The 25,538-nt window shown below is 44.3% G+C and carries 26 protein-coding genes and 1 tRNA gene; 2 read left to right on the top strand and 25 right to left on the bottom strand.

Features of this window, described 5'->3' with window-relative positions; translation table 11 throughout:
* Positions 1-6 precede the first annotated feature (6 nt).
* The 16 genes from gpAD87_RS24595 to rpsF form a co-directional block, all read right to left on the bottom strand.
* The gene (locus gpAD87_RS24595) at positions 7-927 is read right to left on the bottom strand and encodes a DUF2232 domain-containing protein (protein ID WP_231952824.1); all 921 of its coding nucleotides are present in this window, start codon (positions 925-927) and stop codon (positions 7-9) included.
* On the bottom strand, positions 924-1,226 hold the full coding sequence (locus gpAD87_RS24590; protein WP_024629547.1) for a MazG-like family protein: 303 nt from the start codon (positions 1,224-1,226) through the stop codon (positions 924-926). The genes gpAD87_RS24595 and gpAD87_RS24590 overlap by 4 nt, the downstream gene beginning before the upstream one ends.
* Before the next feature lie 263 nt (positions 1,227-1,489).
* Entirely contained in the window at positions 1,490-1,915 is a 426-nt protein-coding gene (locus tag gpAD87_RS24585; protein WP_063567369.1) for a CBS domain-containing protein, read from the bottom strand.
* A gap of 185 nt (positions 1,916-2,100) precedes the next feature.
* The gene (locus gpAD87_RS24580; protein ID WP_063567370.1) at positions 2,101-3,135 is read right to left on the bottom strand and encodes an LCP family protein; all 1,035 of its coding nucleotides are present in this window, start codon (positions 3,133-3,135) and stop codon (positions 2,101-2,103) included.
* Between the two features lie 320 nt (positions 3,136-3,455).
* The gene (locus tag gpAD87_RS24575) at positions 3,456-5,048 is read right to left on the bottom strand and encodes an MFS transporter (protein WP_064641458.1); all 1,593 of its coding nucleotides are present in this window, start codon (positions 5,046-5,048) and stop codon (positions 3,456-3,458) included.
* Positions 5,049-5,282: 234 nt separating this feature from the next.
* Positions 5,283-7,703, bottom strand: coding sequence for a S9 family peptidase (locus gpAD87_RS24570; protein WP_231952888.1), 2,421 nt, complete (start codon positions 7,701-7,703; stop codon positions 5,283-5,285).
* Positions 7,704-7,868: 165 nt separating this feature from the next.
* Entirely contained in the window at positions 7,869-8,759 is an 891-nt protein-coding gene (locus tag gpAD87_RS24565; protein ID WP_064641454.1) for a D-alanyl-D-alanine carboxypeptidase family protein, read from the bottom strand.
* Positions 8,760-9,010: 251 nt separating this feature from the next.
* Complete coding sequence (locus gpAD87_RS24560) at positions 9,011-10,837, bottom strand: oligopeptide ABC transporter substrate-binding protein (RefSeq protein WP_063567374.1); 1,827 nt, start codon at positions 10,835-10,837, stop codon at positions 9,011-9,013.
* A 19-nt stretch (positions 10,838-10,856) separates the two neighbouring features.
* A complete protein-coding gene (locus gpAD87_RS24555) occupies positions 10,857-11,762 on the bottom strand; it encodes an ABC transporter permease (protein WP_063567375.1) in 906 nt (301 codons plus the stop codon).
* Positions 11,763-11,791: 29 nt separating this feature from the next.
* Positions 11,792-12,754: an oligopeptide ABC transporter permease gene (opp4B, locus tag gpAD87_RS24550; protein WP_063567376.1), complete on the bottom strand. Its 963-nt coding sequence runs from the start codon at positions 12,752-12,754 to the stop codon at positions 11,792-11,794.
* A 7-nt stretch (positions 12,755-12,761) separates the two neighbouring features.
* Positions 12,762-13,694, bottom strand: a complete 933-nt coding sequence (locus gpAD87_RS24545) for an ABC transporter ATP-binding protein (protein ID WP_064641453.1) — start codon at positions 13,692-13,694, stop codon at positions 12,762-12,764.
* 4 nt (positions 13,695-13,698) lie between these two features.
* On the bottom strand, positions 13,699-14,697 hold the full coding sequence (locus gpAD87_RS24540) for an ABC transporter ATP-binding protein (protein ID WP_064641983.1): 999 nt from the start codon (positions 14,695-14,697) through the stop codon (positions 13,699-13,701).
* A 731-nt stretch (positions 14,698-15,428) separates the two neighbouring features.
* Positions 15,429-16,022, bottom strand: a complete 594-nt coding sequence (locus gpAD87_RS24535; protein WP_064641451.1) for a M15 family metallopeptidase — start codon at positions 16,020-16,022, stop codon at positions 15,429-15,431.
* Between the two features lie 218 nt (positions 16,023-16,240).
* Positions 16,241-16,513: a 30S ribosomal protein S18 gene (gene rpsR, locus gpAD87_RS24530; protein ID WP_017691433.1), complete on the bottom strand. Its 273-nt coding sequence runs from the start codon at positions 16,511-16,513 to the stop codon at positions 16,241-16,243.
* 56 nt (positions 16,514-16,569) lie between these two features.
* Positions 16,570-17,055, bottom strand: a complete 486-nt coding sequence (ssb, locus tag gpAD87_RS24525) for a single-stranded DNA-binding protein (protein WP_064641449.1) — start codon at positions 17,053-17,055, stop codon at positions 16,570-16,572.
* Between the two features lie 48 nt (positions 17,056-17,103).
* The gene (gene rpsF / locus gpAD87_RS24520; protein WP_024629534.1) at positions 17,104-17,397 is read right to left on the bottom strand and encodes a 30S ribosomal protein S6; all 294 of its coding nucleotides are present in this window, start codon (positions 17,395-17,397) and stop codon (positions 17,104-17,106) included.
* A 201-nt stretch (positions 17,398-17,598) separates the two neighbouring features.
* On the opposite strand from rpsF, the gene gpAD87_RS24515 reads away from it, so the two are divergent.
* Positions 17,599-17,793 carry a YjzC family protein gene (locus tag gpAD87_RS24515; protein WP_053781958.1) on the top strand — a complete coding sequence of 65 codons (195 nt, stop codon included), beginning with the start codon at positions 17,599-17,601 and terminating at the stop codon, positions 17,791-17,793.
* Positions 17,794-18,211: 418 nt separating this feature from the next.
* Here gpAD87_RS24515 and gpAD87_RS24510 read toward each other — a convergent pair.
* The 4 genes from gpAD87_RS24510 to gpAD87_RS24495 all read right to left on the bottom strand — a co-directional run bounded on the left by gpAD87_RS24510 (position 18,212) and on the right by gpAD87_RS24495 (position 19,833).
* A tRNA-Ser gene (locus gpAD87_RS24510) sits at positions 18,212-18,302 on the bottom strand.
* A gap of 112 nt (positions 18,303-18,414) precedes the next feature.
* Positions 18,415-18,624: a DUF951 domain-containing protein gene (locus tag gpAD87_RS24505; protein WP_063567381.1), complete on the bottom strand. Its 210-nt coding sequence runs from the start codon at positions 18,622-18,624 to the stop codon at positions 18,415-18,417.
* Positions 18,614-19,555 carry a mechanosensitive ion channel family protein gene (locus gpAD87_RS24500; RefSeq protein WP_064641447.1) on the bottom strand — a complete coding sequence of 314 codons (942 nt, stop codon included), beginning with the start codon at positions 19,553-19,555 and terminating at the stop codon, positions 18,614-18,616. Before gpAD87_RS24500 ends, gpAD87_RS24505 begins: the two co-directional genes overlap by 11 nt.
* A 14-nt stretch (positions 19,556-19,569) precedes the next feature.
* Positions 19,570-19,833 carry a DUF3343 domain-containing protein gene (locus gpAD87_RS24495; RefSeq protein WP_029880815.1) on the bottom strand — a complete coding sequence of 88 codons (264 nt, stop codon included), beginning with the start codon at positions 19,831-19,833 and terminating at the stop codon, positions 19,570-19,572.
* A 116-nt stretch (positions 19,834-19,949) separates the two neighbouring features.
* Here gpAD87_RS24495 and yyaC point away from each other — a divergent pair, with 116 nt between their 5' ends.
* Positions 19,950-20,555 carry a spore protease YyaC gene (gene yyaC / locus gpAD87_RS24490; protein ID WP_024629529.1) on the top strand — a complete coding sequence of 202 codons (606 nt, stop codon included), beginning with the start codon at positions 19,950-19,952 and terminating at the stop codon, positions 20,553-20,555.
* On the opposite strand, the gene gpAD87_RS24485 is transcribed toward yyaC, so the two are convergent.
* The 5 genes from gpAD87_RS24485 to noc form a co-directional block, all read right to left on the bottom strand.
* Positions 20,530-21,030 carry a DUF4446 family protein gene (locus tag gpAD87_RS24485; RefSeq protein ID WP_064641445.1) on the bottom strand — a complete coding sequence of 167 codons (501 nt, stop codon included), beginning with the start codon at positions 21,028-21,030 and terminating at the stop codon, positions 20,530-20,532. The two genes, yyaC and gpAD87_RS24485, sit on opposite strands and share 26 nt — an antisense overlap.
* Positions 21,031-21,266: 236 nt before the next feature.
* Entirely contained in the window at positions 21,267-22,427 is a 1,161-nt protein-coding gene (locus tag gpAD87_RS24480; RefSeq protein ID WP_064641443.1) for an aminotransferase class V-fold PLP-dependent enzyme, read from the bottom strand.
* 152 nt (positions 22,428-22,579) lie between these two features.
* Entirely contained in the window at positions 22,580-23,428 is an 849-nt protein-coding gene (locus tag gpAD87_RS24475; protein WP_064641441.1) for a ParB/RepB/Spo0J family partition protein, read from the bottom strand.
* Positions 23,421-24,182, bottom strand: coding sequence for a ParA family protein (locus gpAD87_RS24470; RefSeq protein ID WP_024629525.1), 762 nt, complete (start codon positions 24,180-24,182; stop codon positions 23,421-23,423). Before gpAD87_RS24470 ends, gpAD87_RS24475 begins: the two co-directional genes overlap by 8 nt.
* 185 nt (positions 24,183-24,367) lie before the next feature.
* Positions 24,368-25,186: a nucleoid occlusion protein gene (gene noc / locus gpAD87_RS24465; protein ID WP_064641439.1), complete on the bottom strand. Its 819-nt coding sequence runs from the start codon at positions 25,184-25,186 to the stop codon at positions 24,368-24,370.
* Between the last annotated feature and the right edge of the window lie 352 nt (positions 25,187-25,538).

The raw sequence follows: 25,538 nt of genomic DNA, 5'->3' as shown, positions 1-25,538 counted from the left end.
ATCACCCTATCGTTTTGGTTTCGATATTGCCTCGCGAAGCGGGAACGCCAGATCGATAATCCCGATAATCCGCAGCGGTCCAATGAAGAAGACTGCTGCCGCCAGCAAATACGGTACAACCGGATTCCATTTCTTTGCATGTGAGAGAAAGAAGAAGAATCCGATGGCTTGAATCATGAAGCCCAAATTGATTAGAGGCGACAAGTTCATGGCGATCATGGTCCAGTACGTTCCGTCACTCTGCCTGGATATCACTTCGAACAACAATGCCAGGAAGTAATACCAGATCAGGGCACGCGGCATACGCCATTCTCGCGCAGGTGGAAATTTCGGAACAACCACGCCCATTACGTTTAGAATCGGACGTGCAATGAGATGTGTAATTAGAGCCATGACCAGAGACGTGACCACCAAGGCGAATGGAATCATAAGCTGCGTCTGTCTTGCGACATCCTGAGTCATTTCAGGTGTCCATACAAACCCATTTACCATCTGACTGGATGTATTCGTCAGGGGTTCAATCGTCAATCTGACCACATCATCAATATAACTCGACAAATCAAATTGGAAGATTACACTTCCAATCAACAGGAGCAACAGATACTCGGCCAGCATGGCTCCACTTCCTGCCATTAGGGCGAACAGGGCCGACTTCTTTTTCTTGTAAGCATTGCCCATAACAATGGCGGGCAGGGTGAACAAAAGCAGTAATAACAAATAAATCGGACTAAATATGACCAAAATAATCGCCACTGGGACGAGATGCCATATAAATGATTTTACCGGTAATGAAGCAAACAAAATAACTCCAGGTATCATCATGAAAAATATGGCCAAAACCGATAAAGGAGTTAACAGCGAAAGTAGCAGGAGCAGATAAACTACGCTCCAGACAGCTGATTTAAAGCTAAATTTCAACAAATTCACCTCTTACGCATGTGATCTTCTAGCGCGGAAATATCCTGGTACCAATCTTCCAACTGGTGACCTTCCTGTTTATGCTTTTTCAATTTCTCAACAAGCAGTGCATCCAGATCCTTGAAAGGAATACCGAGCCTGCGGCCCAATATGTAACTACTCATCATCAAACTGGCGAGACTGTCCCCGATTCGGGTTGTACTGCCTTCCCATAACGCTTTGAATAATCGGGATACCTGATCAAGCACTTCGGTTTTAAGCCATTCAATCACTTTAGCGCGTTTGGCTACATCCAGTTCTTTAGGCATATTGGCGAAAGTCACTCTCCCCCGAAAAAGCTTTATTCTCCATTATAGCATAAAAAGGGGGGCCGCAAAATTACCCCAAAAAGCGGAGAAGTCCTCCGAAACTTATCTCAGGTACTTTGCGGGGACCCCGTAAAACGAATTCGTATTTATCTTGTAGAAAATTCATTTAAGTTCGCTCTTCTTCAGCTCTTCTTAAGTTTAACATGATACCGGACGACTGTGATTATCCACGTTGTTGCAACAATATCGAAATTTGTTTCGACTTACTTCACTTTCATGGATTCCTTGGCTACAATACCCTCGCAATACTCAATAATCTGACTCCGTCTTACGATCCCAATGAAGCGCTCCATATCATCGACAACCGGCACAAAGTTCTGCACTTTCGCCAGATTAATCAAATCCTCCATGTTGGCTTCAATGGATACCGGTTTGATATCCAGCCGAAGTGGAACGTCCTTAAGCAGGAATTTTGAAGCGTTTTCAAATGTAATCTTTCCCTCAGCGTTCTTCATATACCACAGCAGATCACCTTCGGTAACCGTACCGATATATTTGCCTTCCTTATTCAAAATGGGCACTGCCGTGAACCGATGATATTCCATCCGTTCCAACGTTTGCCGCAGAGTAGAATCCGACGTTACGCACGTAACTTCTTGTTTGGGCAGCAAAAAAAATGCGATGTTCATACCCTTAAGTATCCTCCTTGTGAAATTTCATCAGTCAGCTTATTACATTCAACTTACATAGTACGCATTAGAACGCAAGATGTTCCAAAAGGACAAGATTTCTTCTACAAAGTAAAAAAAACAGCAGCCCGCCAATAAACGCACTGCTGATCGTTGTCTAAAACATAACGTCTGTATGGAATTGGTTACTCGATCTTCTGCCGGTCAGGAATCATCACTTCACCGGCTGGGGTCGACTCATCCATCCAGTTGTTAATCAGCTCTTTGGCATATTGGACGTCTTTCTCATCTGCCTTGCCATAATAAATTCCGTTTTTCCGCATTCCTTCGCCCAAAATAGTGAAGCTTGAGATTTGCGGTTTTTCCTGAGTCAGTACCTGCTTGGCCAGATCAATAATGAAGGAAGGCTGCATATCCGTCTGGAAGCTGTCTCCCATAATCTGGATCAATTCTGGAATTTTGCTGATAGCGTTCAGATTAAGCATCTCATTCGCCATGGCATTCAGGAAAATCTGCTGCCGCTTGGTGCGATTAAAATCGCTATCCTCACGGTATCTTACATAGTAAAGTGCTTCCTGCCCGTCATAGATCGGCTTACCGCCTTCTATTGTGAACTGCACATGTTCCGGATTCTTGTTCACTATGTCCTCATCAATCGGCAGCTTCACGCCACCAAGCGCATCAACGACTTTTTTGATCCCGTCAAAGTTAATCGTTGCATAATAACCTACATCCGCATCGAGAAATTTCTCCACCGTATTGATAGACATATTCTCCCCACCGAAGGCGTAGGCATGCGCGAGCTTGTCATAATCATCCTCACCATCCTTGTTGGCATCACGTCCAACAATCTGCACATAGGTGTCACGAGGAATGGATACCAGGAGTACGCGGGATTCTTTCGGACGAACAACGGCATAGATAACCGTGTCTGAGCGCCCACGTGTTTTCTCATAGGCACGTTTGTCTGAGCCTAGCAGCAATACCGAGAACGGTTCTTTGCGATATACTGTTGGGTCAGGCGTATTGTTGCCCTCCTGAGGGACATAGGAACGAGACAATTGGTCTTCAACTGAACCAGCGAGAAACAGATCGAAGGCCGCTACAGCAAGCTGCTGACGAAACAAATAGCCCCCGATTAACAAAACAACGAGCGATACGAGCGTTATATATAGACCTTTTCTTCTTTTCTTCTTCTTATCTTTAGTTCTGCTTGTCATCCATCGATTCCTTCTTCACTGTCAAAATGAAATTCGATACTACTACTATATAAGTTGAATTTAACTTGTCCTGACCCCGCAACGGTACAGTGTTAATGATCCATTCAACTTATATACTTACCATTAAACGTGCGGAATGGCTTGTGACACGGTGTTCTCTGAAGTTTTCTCTATCTCAAAAGAAAACGCCGCTCACGCTCGTTCTATTGTAATCATTGCTGGATGATGAAAAGTTACAATACGGTTAAATTGAAAAGAACAGTGCTCCTTTTTTACTGGCAAAAGGTGCACTGTTCTCTTCATGTGGAATGTCCATCCATTCAGTTTGTTGATGCTGTCTCTACCCGATTCCTCTTCTCTTTATGACGCTGTCGCCCTGTAATAAACGCAGCGACCAGCGTGAGTACACTGAAAATAACCGCAGACCAGAACAGTCCACTATAACCCTCGCCGATTGTCTGATGCAGAGCCTGTAGCAACACATCTCGAATGCCCGGATCAGGAATTTGGGATAGTCCTTCGGTTAAGCTGGAGATATCGCTTCCTGAAGCTGCACCGCCGCCAGACGCATATTGTTGAAGCGCTTCGGGCGGCACCTGAATGCCCTGATCTGCGAGACCCTGCTGAATATTGGAACCCAGATTGGAGAAGGAGCGCGCCAGAAAACCGGCAAAAATGGTTGGCGCGATCGCCATTGCCATCTGGCGGAACAAGGAACTGGTCGCTACAGCAATGCCCTTGTTGTTCTCACCCGCTTGCTCAGTAACGAGCACGTTCACTGGAGCTCCCAGCATCATACCGAAGCCGATCCCCACAAGTACACTCGCAATCACGAATTGCCAGATATGCTCTACCCACAGCGGGAAGAGCAGGAAGCCGATAGCCGACAGCAATCCGGCTACAGATAACGTCCAGATTGGCCCTTTGCGGTCAACCAGATAACCGCCACCACCCGCACCAATGCCTGAAGCCAGGGCAAGCGGTGTAAACCAGTAGCCGGAGGCTGTGTTGGATACCCCGAGGTACTGCTCAACAAAGCCTGGAATGAAGATCACGGATGCCAGAATCGCTCCTGAGAAAAAGGCAATCAGCAGCGTCCAACGAAAGGACGCAATGCCCAGAAGCTGTGTAGATACAACAGGTTCACGTTGTGATCCCTCCAGCCTTTTTTCAAGAAAGTAGAAGAGGACCAGAATGACCACACCTGCCAGGAAGAAGCCATAGAAGGTCGGTGAGCCAAGACTTTGCAGCATATTTACGCCGTCCAGATTGCTGAAGCTGTACATTAGACTGAGCACACCCAGCGTTAAGACCGCGATACCACTCCAGTCCACCGCCTTACGGCTCAGCTCCTGTTCTTCATGAATATAACGGATGCCTGCAATAAACAGCAAAATGGCGATCGGTACATTGATTAAGAACAACCAATGCCAATTCCCCGTAATGTCGAGGATAAAAGCACCGATATTCGGCCCTAGAATCGCCGCAACCCCGTTCATACCTCCCAGAAGACCCAAGGCTGTGCCCTGACGCTCCGCTGGGAACTTGCTTAATACATAAGAGCTCGCAATGATAAAGATCCCGCCACCACCCAACGCCTGGACGACACGAGCAATCAGGAAAAACGTAAACGATGTGCTTAGTGCAACGAGTAAAGACCCAATTCCGAACAAAGCCACTTCAATCAGAAACAGCTTCTTGCGTCCATAACGGTCGGAGAGCTTACCCGCAATCGGCACACTCACCGCAAGTCCGAGCGTATAAAGCGTGATTGTCCATGCTCCCCACGTCGGCGACACGCCAAATGACGCATTTAAAGTCGTCAGGGACGACGTAATAATCCCGTTATCCAGCGCAGCCATAAACACCCCGATAGCAAATAGGATAAGCGGCCATTTCATTTGTTTTTGCATTACATGTTTCCTCCCCGATCAGATTGCAATCCAGTAGCGTAAGGCTGTAATGAAACATATATATTAAACCGAACCGAACAATAATGACTCACTGGTCATTTTAAAACAGAATGATTACATATGTCAATTTGTTTATATGCTTGGATACCTCATTCAATTCCCTGCTCCACCAAATAAAACCGTCCCTCAGGTTCGATGGAACCCGTGGGACGGTTTTATTGTTGAACTTAACTACTATTGCTGCATCAAGTGGCGATTCAGGAATTTCTCAATTGCACGATACAAATCCAATTGATTTTCAACATTGCCGAAGCCATGTCCCTCATTGGCTTTTAACATATATGGCACATCTACTCCACGTTTGCGCAGAGCCTCCACGATCTGATCAGACTCAGCCTGTTTCACACGCGGATCATTTGCGCCCTGGACCACGAACAATGGGGCTTTCATCTGGTCGATATGGAACAGTGGTGAGACAGCTTTCAGCAGCTCCTTGTCTTTCTCCGGATCACCCATACGTTCATAGAACATGTTGCGCTCCGACTCCCAGTAAGGTGGCAGTGAATCCAGCAGCGTGAACAGATTGGATGGTCCAACATAGCTAATTCCTGCTGCATAGACTTCTGGTGTGAATGCCAGTCCTGCCAGAGCTGCATATCCACCATAAGATCCACCGTAGATAGCTACACGCTTCGCATCAACCGTTCCCTCTTCAACCAGCCAATTTACGCCGTCTGTGAGATCGTCCTGCATCGCTTTACCCCACTCTTTGTTGCCCGCATCCAGGAATTCCTTACCGTATCCAGTAGAGCCACGGAAATTCACCTGTAGTACGGCATAACCACGGCTTGCGAGAAATTGAATTTCGGGATTGAAGCCCCATGAGTCTCGGGCCCATGGTCCACCATGCGGAACAACAACCAGTGGCAATTGGGAAGCCTCGGCTCCTTGCGGGAGCGTCAGATAACCATGAAGGGTTAAACCATCACGTGACTTGTACGTAATGGGTTTTACATCCGACATTTTACTCTCATCAATCCAAGGTGCGGCGTCAGCTAATTTATCCAGCTTACCTGTCTTGGAATCGTAGAAGTAATACGTACCCATGGATTTATCGCTATACGCAACGAACAGAACCTGACCTTCTTCACTTATGTTTGAAATGCTTACTTCTTTACCCGGAACTTTCGCCTGGATATCCTGCATCAACTTTTTGAAATCATTGTCGAAGTATTCATAGTTAACCTTGTCCGTCTCATAGACAGCTGCAAGGATTGTGCCTTTTTCTTTAGAAGGAACGAAACTGGATACATCCACATCCTTGTTTTCATAGATGGTTTTTGTTACTTTTTTGCTGCTTGGGCTATATTCGACAATCGCTGTTTTATCCCGCTCTAAATTGGATACAGCATAGATGTTTTTGTTATCATACGTGAACATCACCGGCGCAAAACTTTCTCCGAGCTTGGTGGTCATCAAATTCTCAAATGGTTTATCTTCTGATTCACGATACATTAACGAAGAGACATTACCATCACTCGATATGGCCACACGAATTTTACCCTCATGGTCCGTAAGCCATCCAGTAATATTGCCCGGGTTCTCTGCAGCAAGCACAGCCTCACCAGTCTTGATGTTAATCCGGTACACGTCAAAGATTCGCGGATCACGTTTGTTCATACCTACTAGAATTTCATCCGGAATATTCTCCAGAGAGTCTACCAGGATCGCTCTTGTATTCGGATATGGCGTCAGATCCTTGCTGTTCTTACCATCAATATCCGTTACATAAATATGATAGTTCTCATCCCCTGCTTCATCCTTTACATACAACAGCTTATCCTTTGTCGCCCATACAAATCCCGCTATACTGCGTTCAGTCTCACTCGTGATACGTACCGACTTGTCCTGACCATTCTGTTTCACTACGATATTCATTCGGTTGTTCCAAGGCTCCATGTAAGCCAGATGTTTACCATCCGGAGACATCTGGAATCCTGCTTGAGCCGGCTGTTTGAAGAAGTCTTCCAGAGGTGTTATACCTTCTGACTGCACATCAAGTCCAAGAGCGAGGTACAGCGCATCAGCAAACTCACCATGGGTCACTGAATTTTTGGCGTTAAACGCACTGCCTTCAATAATAAAATGCTGCTTCAGACGAATCGCATCCTCCGTATGTACCTTTGGAATCTGCGCCATATCACTGTATACAACCTGAATGCCATTATCCTTTAGTTCAAATGCCCGAGTAAACAACGATGCCATCTGTGCTCTTGTGAGAGGTGCATCTGGTGCATATCCTTTGGCTTGCCCTTGAATAAGACCACTTTGCTTCAGTGCGTAAATGGCAGGAGCAGCTTCATCCTTAGTCAATACATCTGCAAAACCTGTAAGAGACGCTGGAGCATCCAGTTTAAGTACACGCTGCAGGATGATTGCGGCCTGAGCACGAGTAATTGGCGTTTGTGACTCTTTCATTCCATCTGTTGTGCCATCTATGTATCCCATTTGCTGTAGTGTCTGTGTTGCTTTCGAAGCAATGGATTCAGCGACTGTCGCCGTAGGTTTCACCGATTCTGCTGCCTGGACCGCTGGTTGAATCAGAGCGATTGACATCGCCATGGTAAGCGTGAGAGCATATACTTTTTTACTCATTACGTTCAAGTTATTTCCCCCTTTAAAGTGAATTACACGATAATTTGGAATTATACGTAAATCATTTTACCATGATCCACCATAGGTTAACAGCGTAGAACACCCCTCGAATTTCCCTCTCAGAGCATTGATTGTGTAACATGTCATGTAAATTTCGAATAGCCCTTACTTTGAACCGGAAAATCCATAATTGAATAGCTTTCGTGTCTCGATAAAACGTCCCTCACGACTATCGGAACCCAGTACAACGGAGATCAGTCGCTTGCCATTTCGCTCAGCCGTTCCAACGAAGTGATAGCCGGAATCCTCATCATATCCGGTCTTCAATCCATCGTTTCCATCGTAAGCATAGGGTCCGCCAATAGAGGACAGCATCCAGTTGGTGTTGCTCATGTACATTCCTTTTTGGTGCATCGACACCTGCATTTGGCTGGAAACTCTCAATATTTCGGGGTAGTTATTCAGCAGATAACGTGCAAGCTTGCATGCATCTACGGCAGTCATTACGGTCTGCCCTTGTATTTCCTTCGGATGACTCGGACCAAGTAGTTTTTCACTTAAACCTGTTGCATTCGTAAACACCGTCTTGTCAGACAGTCCGATCTCGGTTGCCTTCTCATTCATCTTTTGTGCAAAAGTCTGCTCTGTCCCACTGATATGTTCAGCCAGAGCAATAGCGGCATCATTCGCGGAATAGACGGCTACAATCTGGAATAGCTCCTGCACAGTGAATTGCTCCCCTTGTTTCAAACCCAGGTGGCTGCCACCTACTGAGCTTGCATACAAGCTGATATTAACAGGGTCGTCCCAACGCAACTCTCCGTTGATCACAGCCTCCATTACAAGTAGTTCTGTCATCAATTTGCTAATCCCTGCCGTTGCAATTTCTTCGGAACCGTTAAAGTTGATTAAAATCTGCTCAGAGTTCATATCCATTAATACAGCCGATTCAGCTTTAATCCCCGGTTTGCCCACCAGCATGTCCGGTTTTACACCCAAATATATAATAACCAGTAGAGCCAGCAGCATTCCTGCCCGTATCCACCATTTTTTCATCGGAAAATCACCTCTTACAGATATAGACGAAGTGAAGAGGCATTTTGTCTGCAATTTTTATAAAAAAAGTTAAATTTTTTTTATTTTTTTGTTACCAAAAAAAACATGGACCCCATACCCCCATGCCAGAGTGTACGGAATCCATGTTTTACAAGACTTTTTCTATTCATACCTAGAAGAATCTTTCAATTAGATCTAGCAACCGAATTCTTAAAAGGACCCCAATCCTTATTGTTGCTAATGCTTTTTTATTACTCTGCTACAACCGCTTTATCTGCATTAACTTGAATGTCATTCAGATATAAACCTGTTCCGTCACCAATCGCATAGTTCATTACACGTTTGTTAACCGGTGCTACAACAGCACGGTACAATGTCGGGAATACAGGAACTTCATCAACCATGTACTGCTGCCATTGGTTGTAGATCTCTTTACGCTTGTCTACATCAAACGCTTCAGCAGATACACCTTGTGCGAGCAATTTGTCATTTTCTTCGCTAGAGAATCTCGAGAAGTTATACAGTGCATCACGGCCATACAGACCTGCTGGATCTACGTCAATACCTACGCCCCAAGCAGCTTGATATACATCAATATTTGGATCATCTTTACCTGTGTTACCTACACGGTCATAGAAATTGTTGAACTCAACCATTTCCAGGTTTACTTTCAGACCGATTGCTGCCCACGATTGAACATAGTAACGTGCCAGTGGTTCAGCTGTGTCGCCACCTGTCATCGATACAAAGTTAATTTCAAGTGGGGAACCGTCCGGTTTCGTACGGAATTCACCATCCAGTTTGTAACCTGCTTCATCCAGCAATTTTTTCGCTGCTTCTGGGTCATATGCAACACCCGGATTGTTAGAATCATGGAATTCTGGGTGAGACGGCGGAATCAATGTTGTTGCATTCCAACGCAGACCGTTATAGAAACGTTTGCCCACTTGATCGTTATCTACAGCCATCCACATGGCTTTACGCAGATTCTTATCTCCCATTTTTGCTTCAGCATTTGTTACAACTTTGCCGTTGTCAGCATCCCATGTGCCCAGTTTGAAACCGATATAGGTGTAAGCACGATCGATTGCACCCAGGAATTCAACGTTGGACATATTGGCATTGTCTTTATATTGATCTGTCGGGAATGAATCCACGAGGTCTACCCCGCCAGATTTCAATTCTTGAACAACCGTTGTTGGGTTGATTACTTTCAAAGTCACTTTGTCCAGTTTTGGAGCTCCACGCCAGTAGTCATCGTTTTTAACGAAAGTTACAGACTCACCTGGAGTGATTGTTTCCACTTTAAATGCACCAAAACCGATTGGTTTTTCACGTACTTCTTTGGAAGAAGACATTTTCGCTACATCCATATCACCGAAGATATGTTTAGCCAGTGGATATGTCCATACGCCACCTGTCAGCAAGGAAGGTGTAGATTCCTTGTACGTAATGCTGATTTGTTTTTCGCTAAGAACCTTGATCCCAGAGATCGTTTTTGCTTTTCCAGCGTGATAATCATCCATACCTACTACACTTGTAAAGTTGGAATCATAACGTGGACCATCATAAGCCTTGTTACCGATAACTTCATAAGCAAACTGCAAATCTTCAGCCGTTACAGGCTTGCCGTCATGCCAGTTTACATTATCACGAATGGTCAGTGTGAACGTTTTGCCATCTTCCGATGTTTCATACGTTGCTGCACCATCGTTGGTATATACATAGTCTTTGTCCCAAGTCAGCAAACCTTCGTCAAACCATTGCAGAACCATTGCATCCGGATTACCGGAGTAGAAGTTAAAATTCAACGTTCCTTCAAACGCAGTATCGGATACCAGTCCATATGTGATGGACCCACCCTCAATTGCAGTGCCTTCATTCGTTTTGACATTGTTGAAATCTTCGATAGAGTAAACGCCCTCTTCTTTAGTAGGCTTCTCCTCTGTTTTCTTTTCCCCTGTGTTCGTAGAAGGCGTTGGTGTTGCCGCCTCTTTCTCCGAGCAAGCCGCAAGCGCAAGTACGAAGACCAACATCATCGTGAAAAATAGTCCCCGTGAAAATAATCCCTTTTTCATGAACCTTTCCTCCCTTTTTTTAACCTCTTCTTTGTCTTGCATCAGTCGCACGCTTCAGGGCCTGTCCGACATTATTTATACTCAACATCAATACCAGAATAAGTACTGATGCAGGTAGCCATATCCACCATCTGTATTCCAGTGTTTGCGGATTACGAGCATAGCTTACGAGTGTTCCAAGACTGGGTGTACTTTCCGGGAATCCAAATCCCAAGAAAGACAGACCCGATTCGAGGCCAATGTTGGCAGCGAGATTCAATGTCATCGTTACGATGATTATCGAGCTAAGATTAGGAAGTACCTGTGAGAGCATAATCTTCAGATGGGACGAACCTAATGTTTTTGAAGCTTTTACATAGTCCAGTTCCCGTTCCTGTAATGCTTTGGAGCGGATCAACCTGGCAATCCCCATCCAGAGAAAAGCTGTCATGATTAATGAGAAAGATACAATATTATATTTGGGTACTGCAGTAACAAACGCGATAACAATCATCAGCATCGGAAGAATCATGAAGAAATCAACAACGCGCATAAACAGGTTATCGATCATTCCACCGAAGTAACCGGATAACAGACCAACCAGGATACCTATACAACCAGTCATTAACGTGACGATAATACCAATGGTTAGAGAGTTACGTGTACCGATGATCAATTGTCCGAACACATCACGACCGCCGTAATCAGTTCCCAACCAATACTGTGCAGAAGGTGGTTCATACAGAGCGAACAAATCTACCTTAACAATTTCAGCTTGATCCAGGATCAAAGAAGTACCATAGACCAGCAGTATGACCAGTCCCAAAAATATGAGCGAGATTAGTGCCACCTTATCTCTGACAAGCTCCCGCCACAAGATACTCAAGCTGGAGGGGCTCTTATCAATTTTCTGTGAAGTTATAACGACATCATTGGCCTTGCTCATCTTATTTTCACCCCGAAATCTTCAAGTTCTTACTTGATCCGTATACGCGGATCAACAATACCCAGAATAATGTCAGACAGCAACGATCCTAGGATTGTAGCTATGCCATATAACAAGACGAGTGCAGTTACTACACTGAAATCCCGAAGAGAAATAGAATTCAGGAACAACTGACCCATACCTGGATAACTGAATATGCTCTCAATGAAGATGGTACCTCCGATAAGTCCCGTAATCTCATAACCGAAAAATGCGGCGATCGGCAACAGGGAGTTTCTTAAAATATGTCTGTTGTAGATCCGAGATTCCGAGGCGCCCTTGGCTCTAGCAGTAAGAACGAATTCCTTATGCTTGATATCGATAATTTCACTACGCAAGTATTGGACGGTAGATACCGTTGCAATTAATGCCATGGATAGTGACGGTAATAACAAATGATAGAATTTGCTTGTTATATAGCTGAATGTACCTGGTGTAAGTCCAGGTTCCACGCTTCCCCCGGTTGGGAACCAGCCAAAATGGAATCCAAAAATCCATAACATCACCAGTGCGAAGATAAACAACGGGGCTGCAAAGCCCAAGTAGGTGTAACCTGTGATCAACCGATCAGACCAGGTATCGTTGTAACGACCACTGATAATGCCAAGTGGAATGGCAATCAGATAAGTAAACACGAGTGTCGCCAGTGCAAGCCAGAACGTATTGGCTACACGCTGACCAATCAAATCAGATACTGGCATTTTGAACCGGAAAGATTGTCCGAAATCGCCTTGTACAGCATTTTTGATCCAATCCCAATACTGTACATACCATGGATTGTTTAATCCCAGTCGTTCCCGCTGTTCATCCAGCGCTTTTGGATCAATACTCGGATCGAGTAATCCGGTAAGTGCATCCCCAGGCATCGCCTTGGCCATCAGAAAGACCAACAGGCTAAGCAAAAAGATCTGAGGGATCATAATGATAATTCTGCGTACTATCGTTTTCCACATATGGTCTTCAACCTTTCTGAGGTAGAGCTACTCGGTGAGTATCGGAAATGGATTGGAGCGAGTATGCCAGCCCTTCCTCATCAAAGAAATTTCGGTATGAATTTTCATACTCGGATTTGACCTGCTGACGGAAGGCTACCATTTCTTCACGTTTGGTTGGGTCCATATCCGGAATGGCTGCAATTAAACGCTTGGTATAGATATGTTGTGGATTCTCAAAAATATCATCCGTTGTGCCTTGCTCCACATATCGACCTTTATACATAATTCCGATCTGATCACACATATGACGGATAATGCCGAGATCGTGACTGATGAACAGGTAGGTCAGATTCAGCTCTTTTTGAATTTCCTGCATGAAGTTGAGCACCTGGGCTTGTACAGATACATCGAGCGCAGATACTGGCTCATCTGCGATGATTAGCTTCGGCTTCAATGCAATCGCACGAGCGATGCCAATCCGTTGCCGCTGCCCCCCGGAAAACTCATGAGGATACTTATAGATCGATTCGGGACTCAATCCAACCTTCTCCAGAAGGTCTCGGACCTGGCGTTTCTCTTCCGTAGCTGTCAGCCGTTCATAATTACGGAGTGGCTCAGCAATGATGTCGATAACACGCTTCTTGGGATTTAACGAAGAGTACGGATCTTGAAAGATCATCTGCACATCACGCTGCAGTTGTCTATCTTTCCGCCGCTCTGTAGCCAGATCTCTTCCATTGAAAAGAATTTTCCCGGCCGTCACATGGTTTAAGCCAATAACGGCTCTACCCGTAGTCGTTTTGCCTGATCCTGACTCACCTACAAGGCCGTACGTTTGACCCTGCTCAATGGAGAAGCTCACATCATCAACCGCTTTGATGTTACCAATTTCACGCTTGATCAACCCTCCACGAATCGGAAAGTGAATTTTTAGTCCTTCTACTTCGAGTAATGCCATTATGTTATTCCTCCTCAGCTTGATCAGGGAAATGAAAGTGCTGATAACAGGTACACCGTACAAAGTGACCTGGCGCAATTTCATGCATCTGTGGGTTTTCTTCATGAGCCGAATCACTTATCCATGGGATTCGGGCCTTGAATCGGCACCCTTGGCGAGGAAGGTTTTTCAGTGAAGGAACAATGCCTTGAATGACATGAAGCTTCGATTTTTCTTCAGAAATGGTAGGAATAGAGTTTAGTAGAGACCGTGTATATGGATGCTTGGCATCCGTCATTAGAGTATAGATATCGGCAATCTCAACAATTTCACCTGCATACATAACTGCCACGCGATCAGCCATCTCGGCAACGACTCCCAGATCATGCGTGATCAGGATGATTCCTGCGTTAATCTCGTTCTTCAATTCGCGGATAAGCTCCAGAATTTGTAGTTGGATTGTAACGTCAAGCGCTGTCGTTGGTTCATCGGCAATCAGCAATTCAGGTTTATTGGCAATCGCAATTGCGATAACAACTCTCTGTCTCATACCACCCGATAGTTCGTGAGGATATTGCTTGTATAATTGTTCGGGACGCGGAATCCCTACTTGATTGAGTAAATCAATTACTTTGTCTTTCTTTTCTTTCGAAGATAGCTTGGGTTGATGCAGTGTCAGAATCTCTTCGATCTGTTCACCGATCAGCATCAGAGGATTTAATGCGGAAAGTGGGTCCTGAAAGATCATCCCCATCTCTTTACCGCGGAGTTTGTTTAACTTGTTGGGAGATATATTCGCTATGTCCTGCCCTTTGTACAGAATTTCACCATCAATTTTGGCTTTGTTATGCAGGCCCATAATTGAAAAAGCAAAGGCACTTTTGCCTGATCCTGATTCTCCCACAATAGCCAATACTTCATTCTTTTTAACCGTAAGGTTAACGTGATCAACTGCTGCATAATAGTCATCTTCAATTCTGAATGATGTAGTTAGATTTCTGACTTCCAATAGCTCTGTATTCAAATCAATCACCCTAACCCCATAATTTCTGCGGACTGTATTCATGTGTAGAAGAATGCATCCACTGTATATTTCCATGTTCTTGAAGATAACGAACGAAAGTGTATACAAAATACCAAATCATTAGGAGAATCCATTTTTCACACTGCTATTTAGACCGTTGGTCAATTAATGCTGACAATTCCTAGCGGGATAATAAAGCAAAATAATTAATGTAATCATACGTGTAAATTTAGGTGACGTCAATGCTTATTTTGAGATTTATGGTATAAATGTTTTTTATAGCACAGTTCTGGGTATTAGTTATACTTTAAAGGGAATAGATCAAGGATTTTCAGAGCCAGTCGGATACTTTCAATGGTAGAGTTTGAATCTTAAATATACCAATTATCTAAATACATGACATTAGCATTACACAGTATGTGTAGTTAAATGTTATAAATATAGATATAACAAACTATTATGTTAGGTATGAGGGAATTGTAGAGGAAATATTTTGTTTGGAAGTGAAATTGGTTTCTAGCCAAATTTTGTGCTTTTAGAGGTGTGATTTAGATATTACTAAAGGATTGAAGTTAAATTTCTAGTTATTATAGTATAGTTTCATTTAATCGCTTATGTAAAGAACAAATTGTCATCTTTTATCATTTATTTTACAAAAGCAAGCAAAAAGCCCTGCAAAATGCAAGGCTTTTCTAATATTTATACATATAGATGTATATATAATATTGTAATTACTGCGTATCCGGAGGTCTTTTACCACGCTTCAAATCGTTGATGCTTAATCCAAAGTCCATCTGCAAGTGAGGATAATCCGGAAAGTTAGCCCAATCTCCTCCCCACGTAAACCCTAGTTCTTTGGCAAGTTCCACAACTTCCAGCCAATCTGCCTTTCCATTGCCGTTATCATCACGTTCCATATCCCAAACCACATCTCCTTCAGGAGTCCGCAACGCAAAATCAATGGCTAAACCATAGTTGTGATAGGACTCTCCCCCTTTGGCGTTGGTAACGATATTTCCGGCAATGGAGCGTCCTTGATTATAAAGAGCATCTTGTTCATCAATGCTGCGAAAATCATGTGTAATAACGACTTCAATTCCTCGTCTAGCTGCCTTTCGAACCAATATCTTCTCACTTTCCGCGACTACCGGGTGAAGTCCTGTGATCGGCACTGCTTCTTGTACATTGGTTCGTGGCCATATATCATAGGTATCTCCTTTTTGCTGTAACCACACATATATAATGGAAAGCAACAATGTAGCTACGATCCAAAATCGCAGACTACTCTTGCGTCTCTGTTTTACTTTACGTTTGGATGTATTCATGCTCTCTCCTGATGGTGGAATCTTTATTCGTTTATACTCACGCTATCTGATATCAGCAATATAATAGACTCTATTATAAATCATTTACGCTTTAATTGCTTCTATCGCCGCAGCTCTTTGCGAAATCCAATTACCAGGAGAGAACCAACCTTAATTATTTTTAGATGCAAAAAAGCAGTCGACTATAGCCGACTGCTTTGTATCCATACTGAGTAAGACTACTCAGTTGTGTATGGCAGTAATGCGATTTGACGGGAGCGTTTGATGGCAATCGTCAGCATGCGTTGATATTTAGCGCTAGTACCTGTTACACGGCGTGGCAAAATTTTTCCGCGCTCGCTGATAAATTTACGAAGCAAGTCCGTATCTTTATAATCGATGTGAGTAATTTTGTTAGCTGTGAAGAAGCACACTTTACGACGTTTATTACGGCCGCCACGACGTGCCGGTCTTTTATCGTTGTCTCCGCCTTCTCTTTGCTTGAAGCCCATGCTTTTCAGTCCTTTCCTATCATGTAACCCATATCTCATTAGAGTATCGGCTCACGTTAAAATGGCAAATCATCATCCGATATATCAATCGGTTTTCCGTCATCGGAAAAAGGATCCTGATTGTTGCTACGCGAATTATTGTTATTGTTCGCGCGCCCGCCGCCTCCGTAAGAAGGCTCTTCACGCATCGGTTGACCACCGCCGCCACCGTTATTATCACGGTTAGCTGACTCCAAGAAACGGACGTTATCGGCAATGACTTCGGTCACGTATACACGTTTTCCTTCGTTATTCTCGTAATTCCGTACTTGAATGCGTCCTTCGACTGCAGCTAGGCGTCCTTTGCGCAAATAGTTTGCACAAGTCTCAGCAAGCTGTCTCCAGGTTACGACCGGAATGAAATCCGCTTCCTTTTCTCCACCTTGGCTTGTAAACGGTCTGTCCACTGCCAAAGTAAATTGCGTAACTGCTACTCCAGCTGGAGTATAACGCAACTCAGGATCCCGGGTTAACCGGCCGATCAGAATGACACGGTTCAACAATGTAATCCCCTCCTTCAGAGCGTATTGGTGCATTGATCACGAGTTGTCTTAAGCAGACTTAACGTCGTTTGTAATGAGATAACGAATAACTTCGTCAGAAATCTTCATGAGACGCTCAAGTTCAGTAACTACTGCTGGTTCAGCAGTGAAGTGTACCAAAACATAAACACCATCACGGAATTTCTTGATCTCATACGCAAGACGGCGTTTACCCATAACGTCGTGAGCTGTAACTTCACCACCGCCGTTGGAGATGATGCCTTGGAATTTATCGACTGTAGCTTGAACAACTTCTTGCTCAACATCAGGACGAATAATGTACATCACTTCATATTTGCGCATAATTTTCACCTCCTTATGGACTCTGGCCCTCAATCTATGTTGAGAGCAAGGAACGAGCACAAACTCGAACTATATTAATATAACAAATATGATGTCTCAATGCAAGCAAACGTTCCCTCTTCTTAAAACACATGATCATAACTCCAATGGAGCACACTACAGAAGCAACATTGGAATCCATTACGCCGAGGAGGTTTTATCATGGGTGAAAGAACCGAGTTTGAACCAGGAGACAAAGCTCCAAACGATGGTGAGTACACCGAGGTTGGTGAGAAGAGCTTTCATACGGAGATTAATAATCCGAAACGGGTAACCCTCCAAAAGGGAGAAGCTTTCCCTGAAACAAGCAATCAGAATCGCAAGTGGAAAAAGCTTACCAAAGCCCGCGTCCATTAAGCGTAAAGATTTTTTCAGACTGCTGTATATAAAACGTACTAATGCACATAATACAATCAGGCGATGCACGAGAGAGGTGTGGTTCCGTTGGACAACGAAGCCGAACATTCACTGTTGGAGATTCATCACGTAATTTAAGAAGCAAGATGGTTGTGTGTAAGGCCTTTGTCTGAAGCACGAGTATTGCTACTTGCAGTACACCAAGTTTCTGATCGTTACGACCGATTGTTTCCTAACAAACCGAATGCATCGCCGAATGAAGAGCCCTTAGGGGCTCTTTGTTTTTTCAATTAAGGAGAGTTATTAGACAACAAAAAAAATAAGAAGACCTTCCAGCTGGAAGGTCTTCTTGCATGTATAGAACTCAACACACGTTGAGTAAGTTGTTCAATTACAATTACAAAGCAATATCTATTAGTGGCGGAAAGGGTGGGATTCGAACCCACGCACGCTGTGACACGCCTAACTGATTTCGAGTCAGCCCCCTTGGGCCTCTTGGGTACCTTTCCGCAGCAATAATGATTATAGCATGATCATTTACAGAACGCAATACTTAAGCTATGCCTACATGTAAACGTTATTATGGAGTGCGAAAAGAGTAAACATTAACCGATTTTTTCATTAGGATTCAGACGAATCCTCTGTCGAACGAAGTACCTTTTTCATGTTTTTCTCGAATTTCGCTCTGGGAATTAATACGCTGTGTTTACATCCTACACACTTGATGCGAATATCCATGCCCATCCGGATAATCTCCATCTCATTGCTGCCACATGGATGCTGCTTCTTCATCTGCACAATGTCCCCAAGCTGGAAACTTTTACGCTCCACCAATGCCATCCCCCTCATCCTTCTCCTGAGCTGCTGCTTGCTCTAATGCTGCTTGATTGCTCATCTCATGATACTCCAGTGTTTTCTTCACATCACTCTGGATTTGGCGCTCTACAGATGCCCTGGAGTTTGGCAGGCACTCAGCAACAATGCGAACCACATATTCCGAGGTAGACATCGACTGGATACCAAGCACGTCAGGTACTTTAACGATGTTTAGATCTCGATCCTCAATCCCAGTCAAAGCTCGTTTTACCAAGTGCACTGACTCGTCCAGGGTCTGTTCACCCTTCATGGGAATGTCCACAACTGCAAGGGAATTAGACATCGAGTAATTAGTTACACTTGCAATCGTACCATTTGGGATGATGTGCACCTCACCCTGCCAGCTAACCAGCTTGGTCGTTCTCAGTCCAATGACCTCAACCGTTCCTTTATAGGTACCTGTTTGAATAACATCGCCTACTGCGAATTGATCCTCCAATATAATGAAGAAACCCGTAATAACATCCTTCACCAATCCTTGGGCACCAAAACCGATAGCCAGTCCAAGTACTCCCGCACTCGCTAACAATGGTCCAACTTTCACGTTGATCTCAGATAACAGTAACAGAATCATAATGAAATTACATGTTATGGAGGTCGCATTTTTCATCAATTCTCCCACCGTTATAAATCTCCGTGGATTGACGCGAATCTTACCTTCCTGCTTGCGTGCCATCGTGCGATCTATAATACGTGATACAATCTTAATCACAATACGCGTAATAATGAAAATAATAACTATGCGGATTGAGCTAAACAGAATGTTAAACCACATGTCCGCGTCGGCGACTTTATCCCATAATTGGTCTGTCCAGCTTATAGCACTTTTTACAACGTCCTTGGGAGACTCATTGTCTGTCGTCGTAGCAAACTTAAATGGCAACATAGATCAAACCTCCTCTACATGGGTATGTTATCATAGCTGTCAGCGGTTTTGAAATAGAGGCCACGGATCTCCACAAATTCGTTACGAATGATTTGTTTCACTCTCTCCAGATCTTCTTTTGGAAACTGAATACATAGAGCACAGCCCGCTGTGATCTCTTTTGGGGTAGGAAATAAGTCGATCTCAATCTCGGCAAACTCCAGCAGCATTTCTGCCCGCAGCGCCTGCTGGGTGGAATCAAAAGCAATCAGCATCCAATCATCTATCCACTCGTCCATGTCCGGCTCCTTTCGCGATACATTCATCCCTTTGAAAAAGCTTGTCCCCACGAAGTATAAAACGTTCTATCCTTCCATATACTGTTACTACTATTCCAAGGGAAAGGATAGATCCTATGAATCCCATTTCGCATTCCTTCTCATCTCAAGACATGGCCAGCCTAAAAATCCCACATACAGATCCAGGCATTCACTCAGCCATCATTCATCGTTTAATGTTTCATCTCTATAAAGCCCATTCTTTGCAAAATGTAGTTGTCGTCTGTATCGGTACAGATCGCTCTACCGGGGACTGCCTTGGCCCGCTCGTCGGCTCGTCGCTTGCCAAGTGGGACAGCCCTCTATTCCATCTCTATGGCACATTAGATGAACCCGTACATGCAATGAACCTACAGGACACCCTTCACAAAATACACACCACACATCACAACCCTTATGTGATCGGTATTGATGCCTGTCTCGGACAGTCCTCGAGTGTTGGATGTATCCAGGTCGTGAATGGACCGCTCAAACCAGGAGCGGGTGTAAATAAAGAATTACCGCCGGTCGGCGATATCCATCTTACAGGTATCGTTAACGTCGGCGGCTTTATGGAATACTTTGTTTTGCAGAACACACGTCTCAGTCTCGTCATGCGCATGTCCGAGATTATATCCAGCAGTCTCTACTCCGCCATTCGCGAATGGCATACCCGTTCTACTCTGCTTGCTGTGCCAGAGTAATGGCTTCCTTTTCCTCAGGGGAAAGAGTATACGTGGACTCTCCCCCTTTAAGAGGTTTAGCATATACATAGGACCCGTCTCGATTATAGATACCAGTGAGTACCATACCATCCTGGCTATCGTTAACCATCGCCATGGAGAAACTCAGATCACTGCCAAGCTCCCCATAAGCGTTGTACCGTTTCACGCCTACTTTACCCTGGATGCGGGTCAGCTTCTGCATGATAGTCTTTAACTGATCCGTTTGCAGTGTATGCTCATCCTCAATGCTGTCCATCTGAATTTTCAGATTGATTAACAGCGACTCCAGATCTTCGACTCCACTGCCAGCCATCATGGCCTCATATTTCCGTTTAAACTTCCGTAGCTTTGCGCCTTGAGCAATACTTATGATAAGCAAAATCACCAAAAGTAATGCCATGCCGCCAATAATCCATATCAGCTGTTCCAGAATCAGCTCATTTAATTCAGCCATGTAGTGCAACTACCCCTCTGTTGGTTTGTTCAGGTTAACGTTTGTAGCTTCAAACGTACTCCACATCATCGATCCATTCAGCCAAGTAAAGCCATCCAACGCACTAATTTAACCCTCAAGCTTACCCTTATTTATTCACCAGATAACCCCTACGGTTAATCACTCGTTTTGGCTTCTTGCCTCTTTTGCTTTTTGCTTATTCAAGCGATTCAAATTCACATTTCATTAGGGTTGCTTCATACAGATTTGGATGCTGTTAATTCGATAACTGCTTCGATCAACGCATCGACATCTTCTCTTGATGTACTATATCCCACGCTCGCTCTGACAGCCCCACTTGCCGTTGTGCCAGCCGACTCATGAGCAAGTGGTGTGCAATGAAAACCTGAACGCACAGCAATGCCATAATTCCGGTCTAATTGAAAAGCGAGTTGAGCCGAATCATATCCTTCAACAGTAAAGGATAACAATCCGGTGCGCGGCTGTCCAATTTCAGGACCTAGCATTCGAATCCCCTGTACTGATGATAACCCATCCATCATATGCTGAGTCAAATCCCACTCCTGTTTATATATGAATTCAGGCGTCAGTTCAAGCACATGCTGCACTCCGGCTGCTAGACCTGCTATACCCACGGTATTCGGCGTACCTGCCTCATAGCGATCAGGACGAACAAGTGGCTGCTCAATCGCCTCGGATTGGCTTCCTGTCCCTCCGTGAAGCAATGGTTGCACATCCAGCTCAGGAGCGATGTACAGCCCACCCGTTCCCTGCGGTCCCAACAGTCCTTTATGCCCGGGAAAGGCAAGCATATCGATGCCAAGCTGCTTCACATCCACAGGGATAATTCCAGCACTTTGAGCAGCGTCAACAAGCAAAGCCACCTGGTGTTTTTGACACATCAGTGCAATTTCACCAATGGGCAGAATACTCCCCAGCAGGTTCGAACTATGCGTGCAGACAACCAATCTTGTATTGGAACGAAACAAGCGTGCGAATTCGACCAGATCGATCTCCCCGGCTGCATTAACAGGCACATAATCAACCTCTACATTACGAGATCTGCGCATGTACTCCAAGGGCCGTCTTACTGAATTATGTTCAGCCATCGTAGCAATGGCGTGATCGCCTTCTCTTAACCACCCTTGAATAGCTAGATTCAAAGCTTCTGTGGTATTAGAACCCAGTGCAATATCATTGGCATTACGAACACCCAAAAGAGTGGATAACGCTTTTCTGGCACCAAATACAACTCTGCTCGCCTGTACAGCCATCCGATGACTTCCTCTGCCTGGGTTGGCCCCTGCCACATCCAGAGCCTGCATCATGGCTTCCCCGACAGCAGGTGGCTTAGGCCAAGATGTCGCTGCATGATCCAGATAGATAACTCCCTCCACCTCATGACCACCCCTGTCCCTAATTGATCGTTCTGTTTGGATGAAAAATCCCCTATAAACAAACAATGACATATCGTTTCTCCATGGTACAGAGGCGATATGTCATCACATGAAAAAGCCCCGCATGTTGTTCATCGATCATGGAGTCATGACTATTGTTGCAACAGTTCCAACAGTCGCTCCAGATCTTGTTTGCTGTAGTAGTTGAGCTCAATTTTGCCTTTATCTTTGTTATGCTTAATTTTCACCGTTGTTTTGAACCGTTCACGTAAAGACTCTTCCAATGTATCAATAAATGGATCTTTTTTCTTTAACTTGGATTTGGCTTTCGCTTCACCCGTTTTGGAACGATCCAATTGTTGAACAGCTTCTTCCAGTTCACGTACACTCCACTGCTGATCAATAGTTTGTTTTGCCAGCTGCTTCACAAGGCTTTCATCCTTAACACCGACGATAGCACGTGCATGCCCCATTGACAATGTTCCACGTGAAACATGATCCTTCACTTCTTCCGGCAATGATAACAAACGTAGGAAGTTAGCGATGTGAGAACGTGACTTACCCACTTTTACGGAGAGCTCTTCTTGGGTTAATCCAAACTGGTCCATCAACCCCTGATAAGCAACTGCAACTTCCATCGCATTCAGATTTTCCCGCTGCAGGTTCTCGATTAAAGCAATCTCCATAACCTGCTGATCACTGAAATTACGAACTACGGCAGGCACAGTGGCATTACCGCAATATTGGGAAGCTCTGAAACGACGTTCACCAGCAATGATCTCATAACCTCTCAAAACAGGTCGTACAATAATAGGTTGTATAACACCATGTTGACGGATTGATTCAGCGAGTTCATGTATCGCATCCTCATCAAATACTTTACGAGGTTGGTAAGGGTTTGCCCGCAGTTGACTAATCGGGATTTCTACGACTTTATCATCGTCATTAATTGAAAGCGAAGGAATGAGGGCATCAAGACCTTTTCCAAGCCGCTTACTCATAAGAAATCACTTCCTTTGCGAGCTCTAAATAAACTTCAGCCCCTCGGGATCGAGGATCATACGTAATGATAGACTGACCATGAGAAGGTGCCTCACTAAGCCGCACATTGCGCGGAATAATGGTCTGATACACCTTTTGTTGAAAATACTTCTTCACTTCTTCAATCACTTGAATACCCAGATTCGTACGAGCATCAAACATCGTAAGCAATACCCCTTCAATTTGCAGGGATGTATTCAGATGTTTCTGCACCAAACGAACCGTGTTGAGCAATTGGCTCAACCCTTCGAGCGCATAATACTCACACTGAATCGGAATGATCACCGAATCGGAAGCTGTCAACGAATTGATCGTTAACATGCCGAGGGAGGGTGGACAATCGATCAGTATGTAATCATAGTTTTTTTTCACCATGGCGAGTGATTTTTTCAGGCGAACTTCCCGTGATATCGTGGATACCAGTTCAATCTCGGCTCCGGCAAGCTGAATCGTTGCAGGTATGATATGAAGGCCTTCAATCTGAGTTTCCACAATCGCTTCCTGAGGGGGAACTTCATTAATGATGACATCATATATACAATTGGCCACATCTGCTTTGTTGATTCCGACTCCACTGGTTGTATTCCCCTGGGGGTCAATATCGACAAGCAATACCCTTTTCCCGAGCGAAGCCAGTCCTGCACCCAAGTTAACAGATGTCGTCGTTTTCCCCACACCGCCCTTTTGATTTGCTACGGCCATAATCTTAGACAATTACTTCACCTCAAATAAAATAGGAGTCTTTTCTTGTAGGTTGTGAGCTACAGTTAACAAATAGCAGGTGGCTATCATCCACACAAACATCAACTACCGTTTCTTCATGGTGCTATTCTACGTTGTTCATGCCACTCTCAACTTTATAGACAGAAAAAGCGGCCCATTGCCGCCTTAAGCTTCAATTATTTGCGTTTCGGGATATGGATAACGATCTCGTAATGGTCCTCATGGTCCGCTTCCTTGGTTTTGATGTCTAGACCGGAGCCCGATACCATATCAATGGATTGACGAATCGTATTAAGTGCAAGTCTAACGTCCTTAGTGAATGAGACACGTTTGGATTTTTTGATCTTCGAGGATTCCTTGTAAAAGGCAACCCGCGCTTCCGTTTGTTTTACATTCAACTCTTTATCAATAATTTCGCCGAGCAATTTCATTTGCAACTCTTCCGTATCCAATGAAAGCAAAGCTCTGGCATGACGCTCCGAAATCTTACGTTCCATCAGCGCTGTCTTAATGCCATCTGGAAGCTGTAACAACCGGATTTTGTTGGCGATTGTCGACTGGCTTTTGCCTAATCGCTGCGCAAGACTTTCCTGTGTAAGTTGGTGCAGATCAATCAATTTCTGATAAGCAACAGCCTCTTCAATGGAAGTGAGTCCCTCACGCTGCAAGTTCTCGATCAATGCGATGGACGCTGCCTGAGAGTCGTTGAATTCACGTACAATGGCCGGGATATGATCCAAACCAAGTTTTCGAACTGCACGCCAGCGACGTTCCCCGGCGATAATCTCATATGATCCATTTCGTACGCGGACGACAATCGGTTGTATAACTCCATGTGTCTTGATCGTCTGCAACAACTCATCAATTTTATCATCATCAAAAATAGTACGGGGTTGATATGGGCTGCTCACAATTTCATTGACCGGAATTTGTTTAATCTCATCTCCGTTATTGCGCTCCGCCAAACCAAACAACTTCGAAAATTGTTCTTTCATTCCGTATATTACCACCTAGTTTCGTAATAGCTCCCGCAAGGTGCAGGTGCTTCTTATTCAATATGCGACCTGTTCAAATGCTGTCGTTCTTCGAATAAGTTTTGCCTTCCATGACGCTTTCTGTAACCTATACATTAATGCTCAAAAAATCTATCTATACACATAATCTATGATCTCTGTAATCCAGGACCGGATACTTCTATTCTATCATCTTTTCTTCCATAATCCTATGTTTACCTATTCTTTAAACTCTCCTAATTTTCCTGCTTTTTCTTCATGAACATTAGCTATATGACTGCTTGTACACAATAAGATATAGAGAATCTCTGTTGACAGGACCTGCTCATAGTAG

This window comes from Paenibacillus sp. AD87 (assembly GCF_001659845.1).
In the GTDB taxonomy this organism is placed as follows: Bacteria; Bacillota; Bacilli; order Paenibacillales; family Paenibacillaceae; genus Paenibacillus; species Paenibacillus marchantiae.
This window is presented reverse-complemented; position numbering and strand designations above follow the sequence as displayed.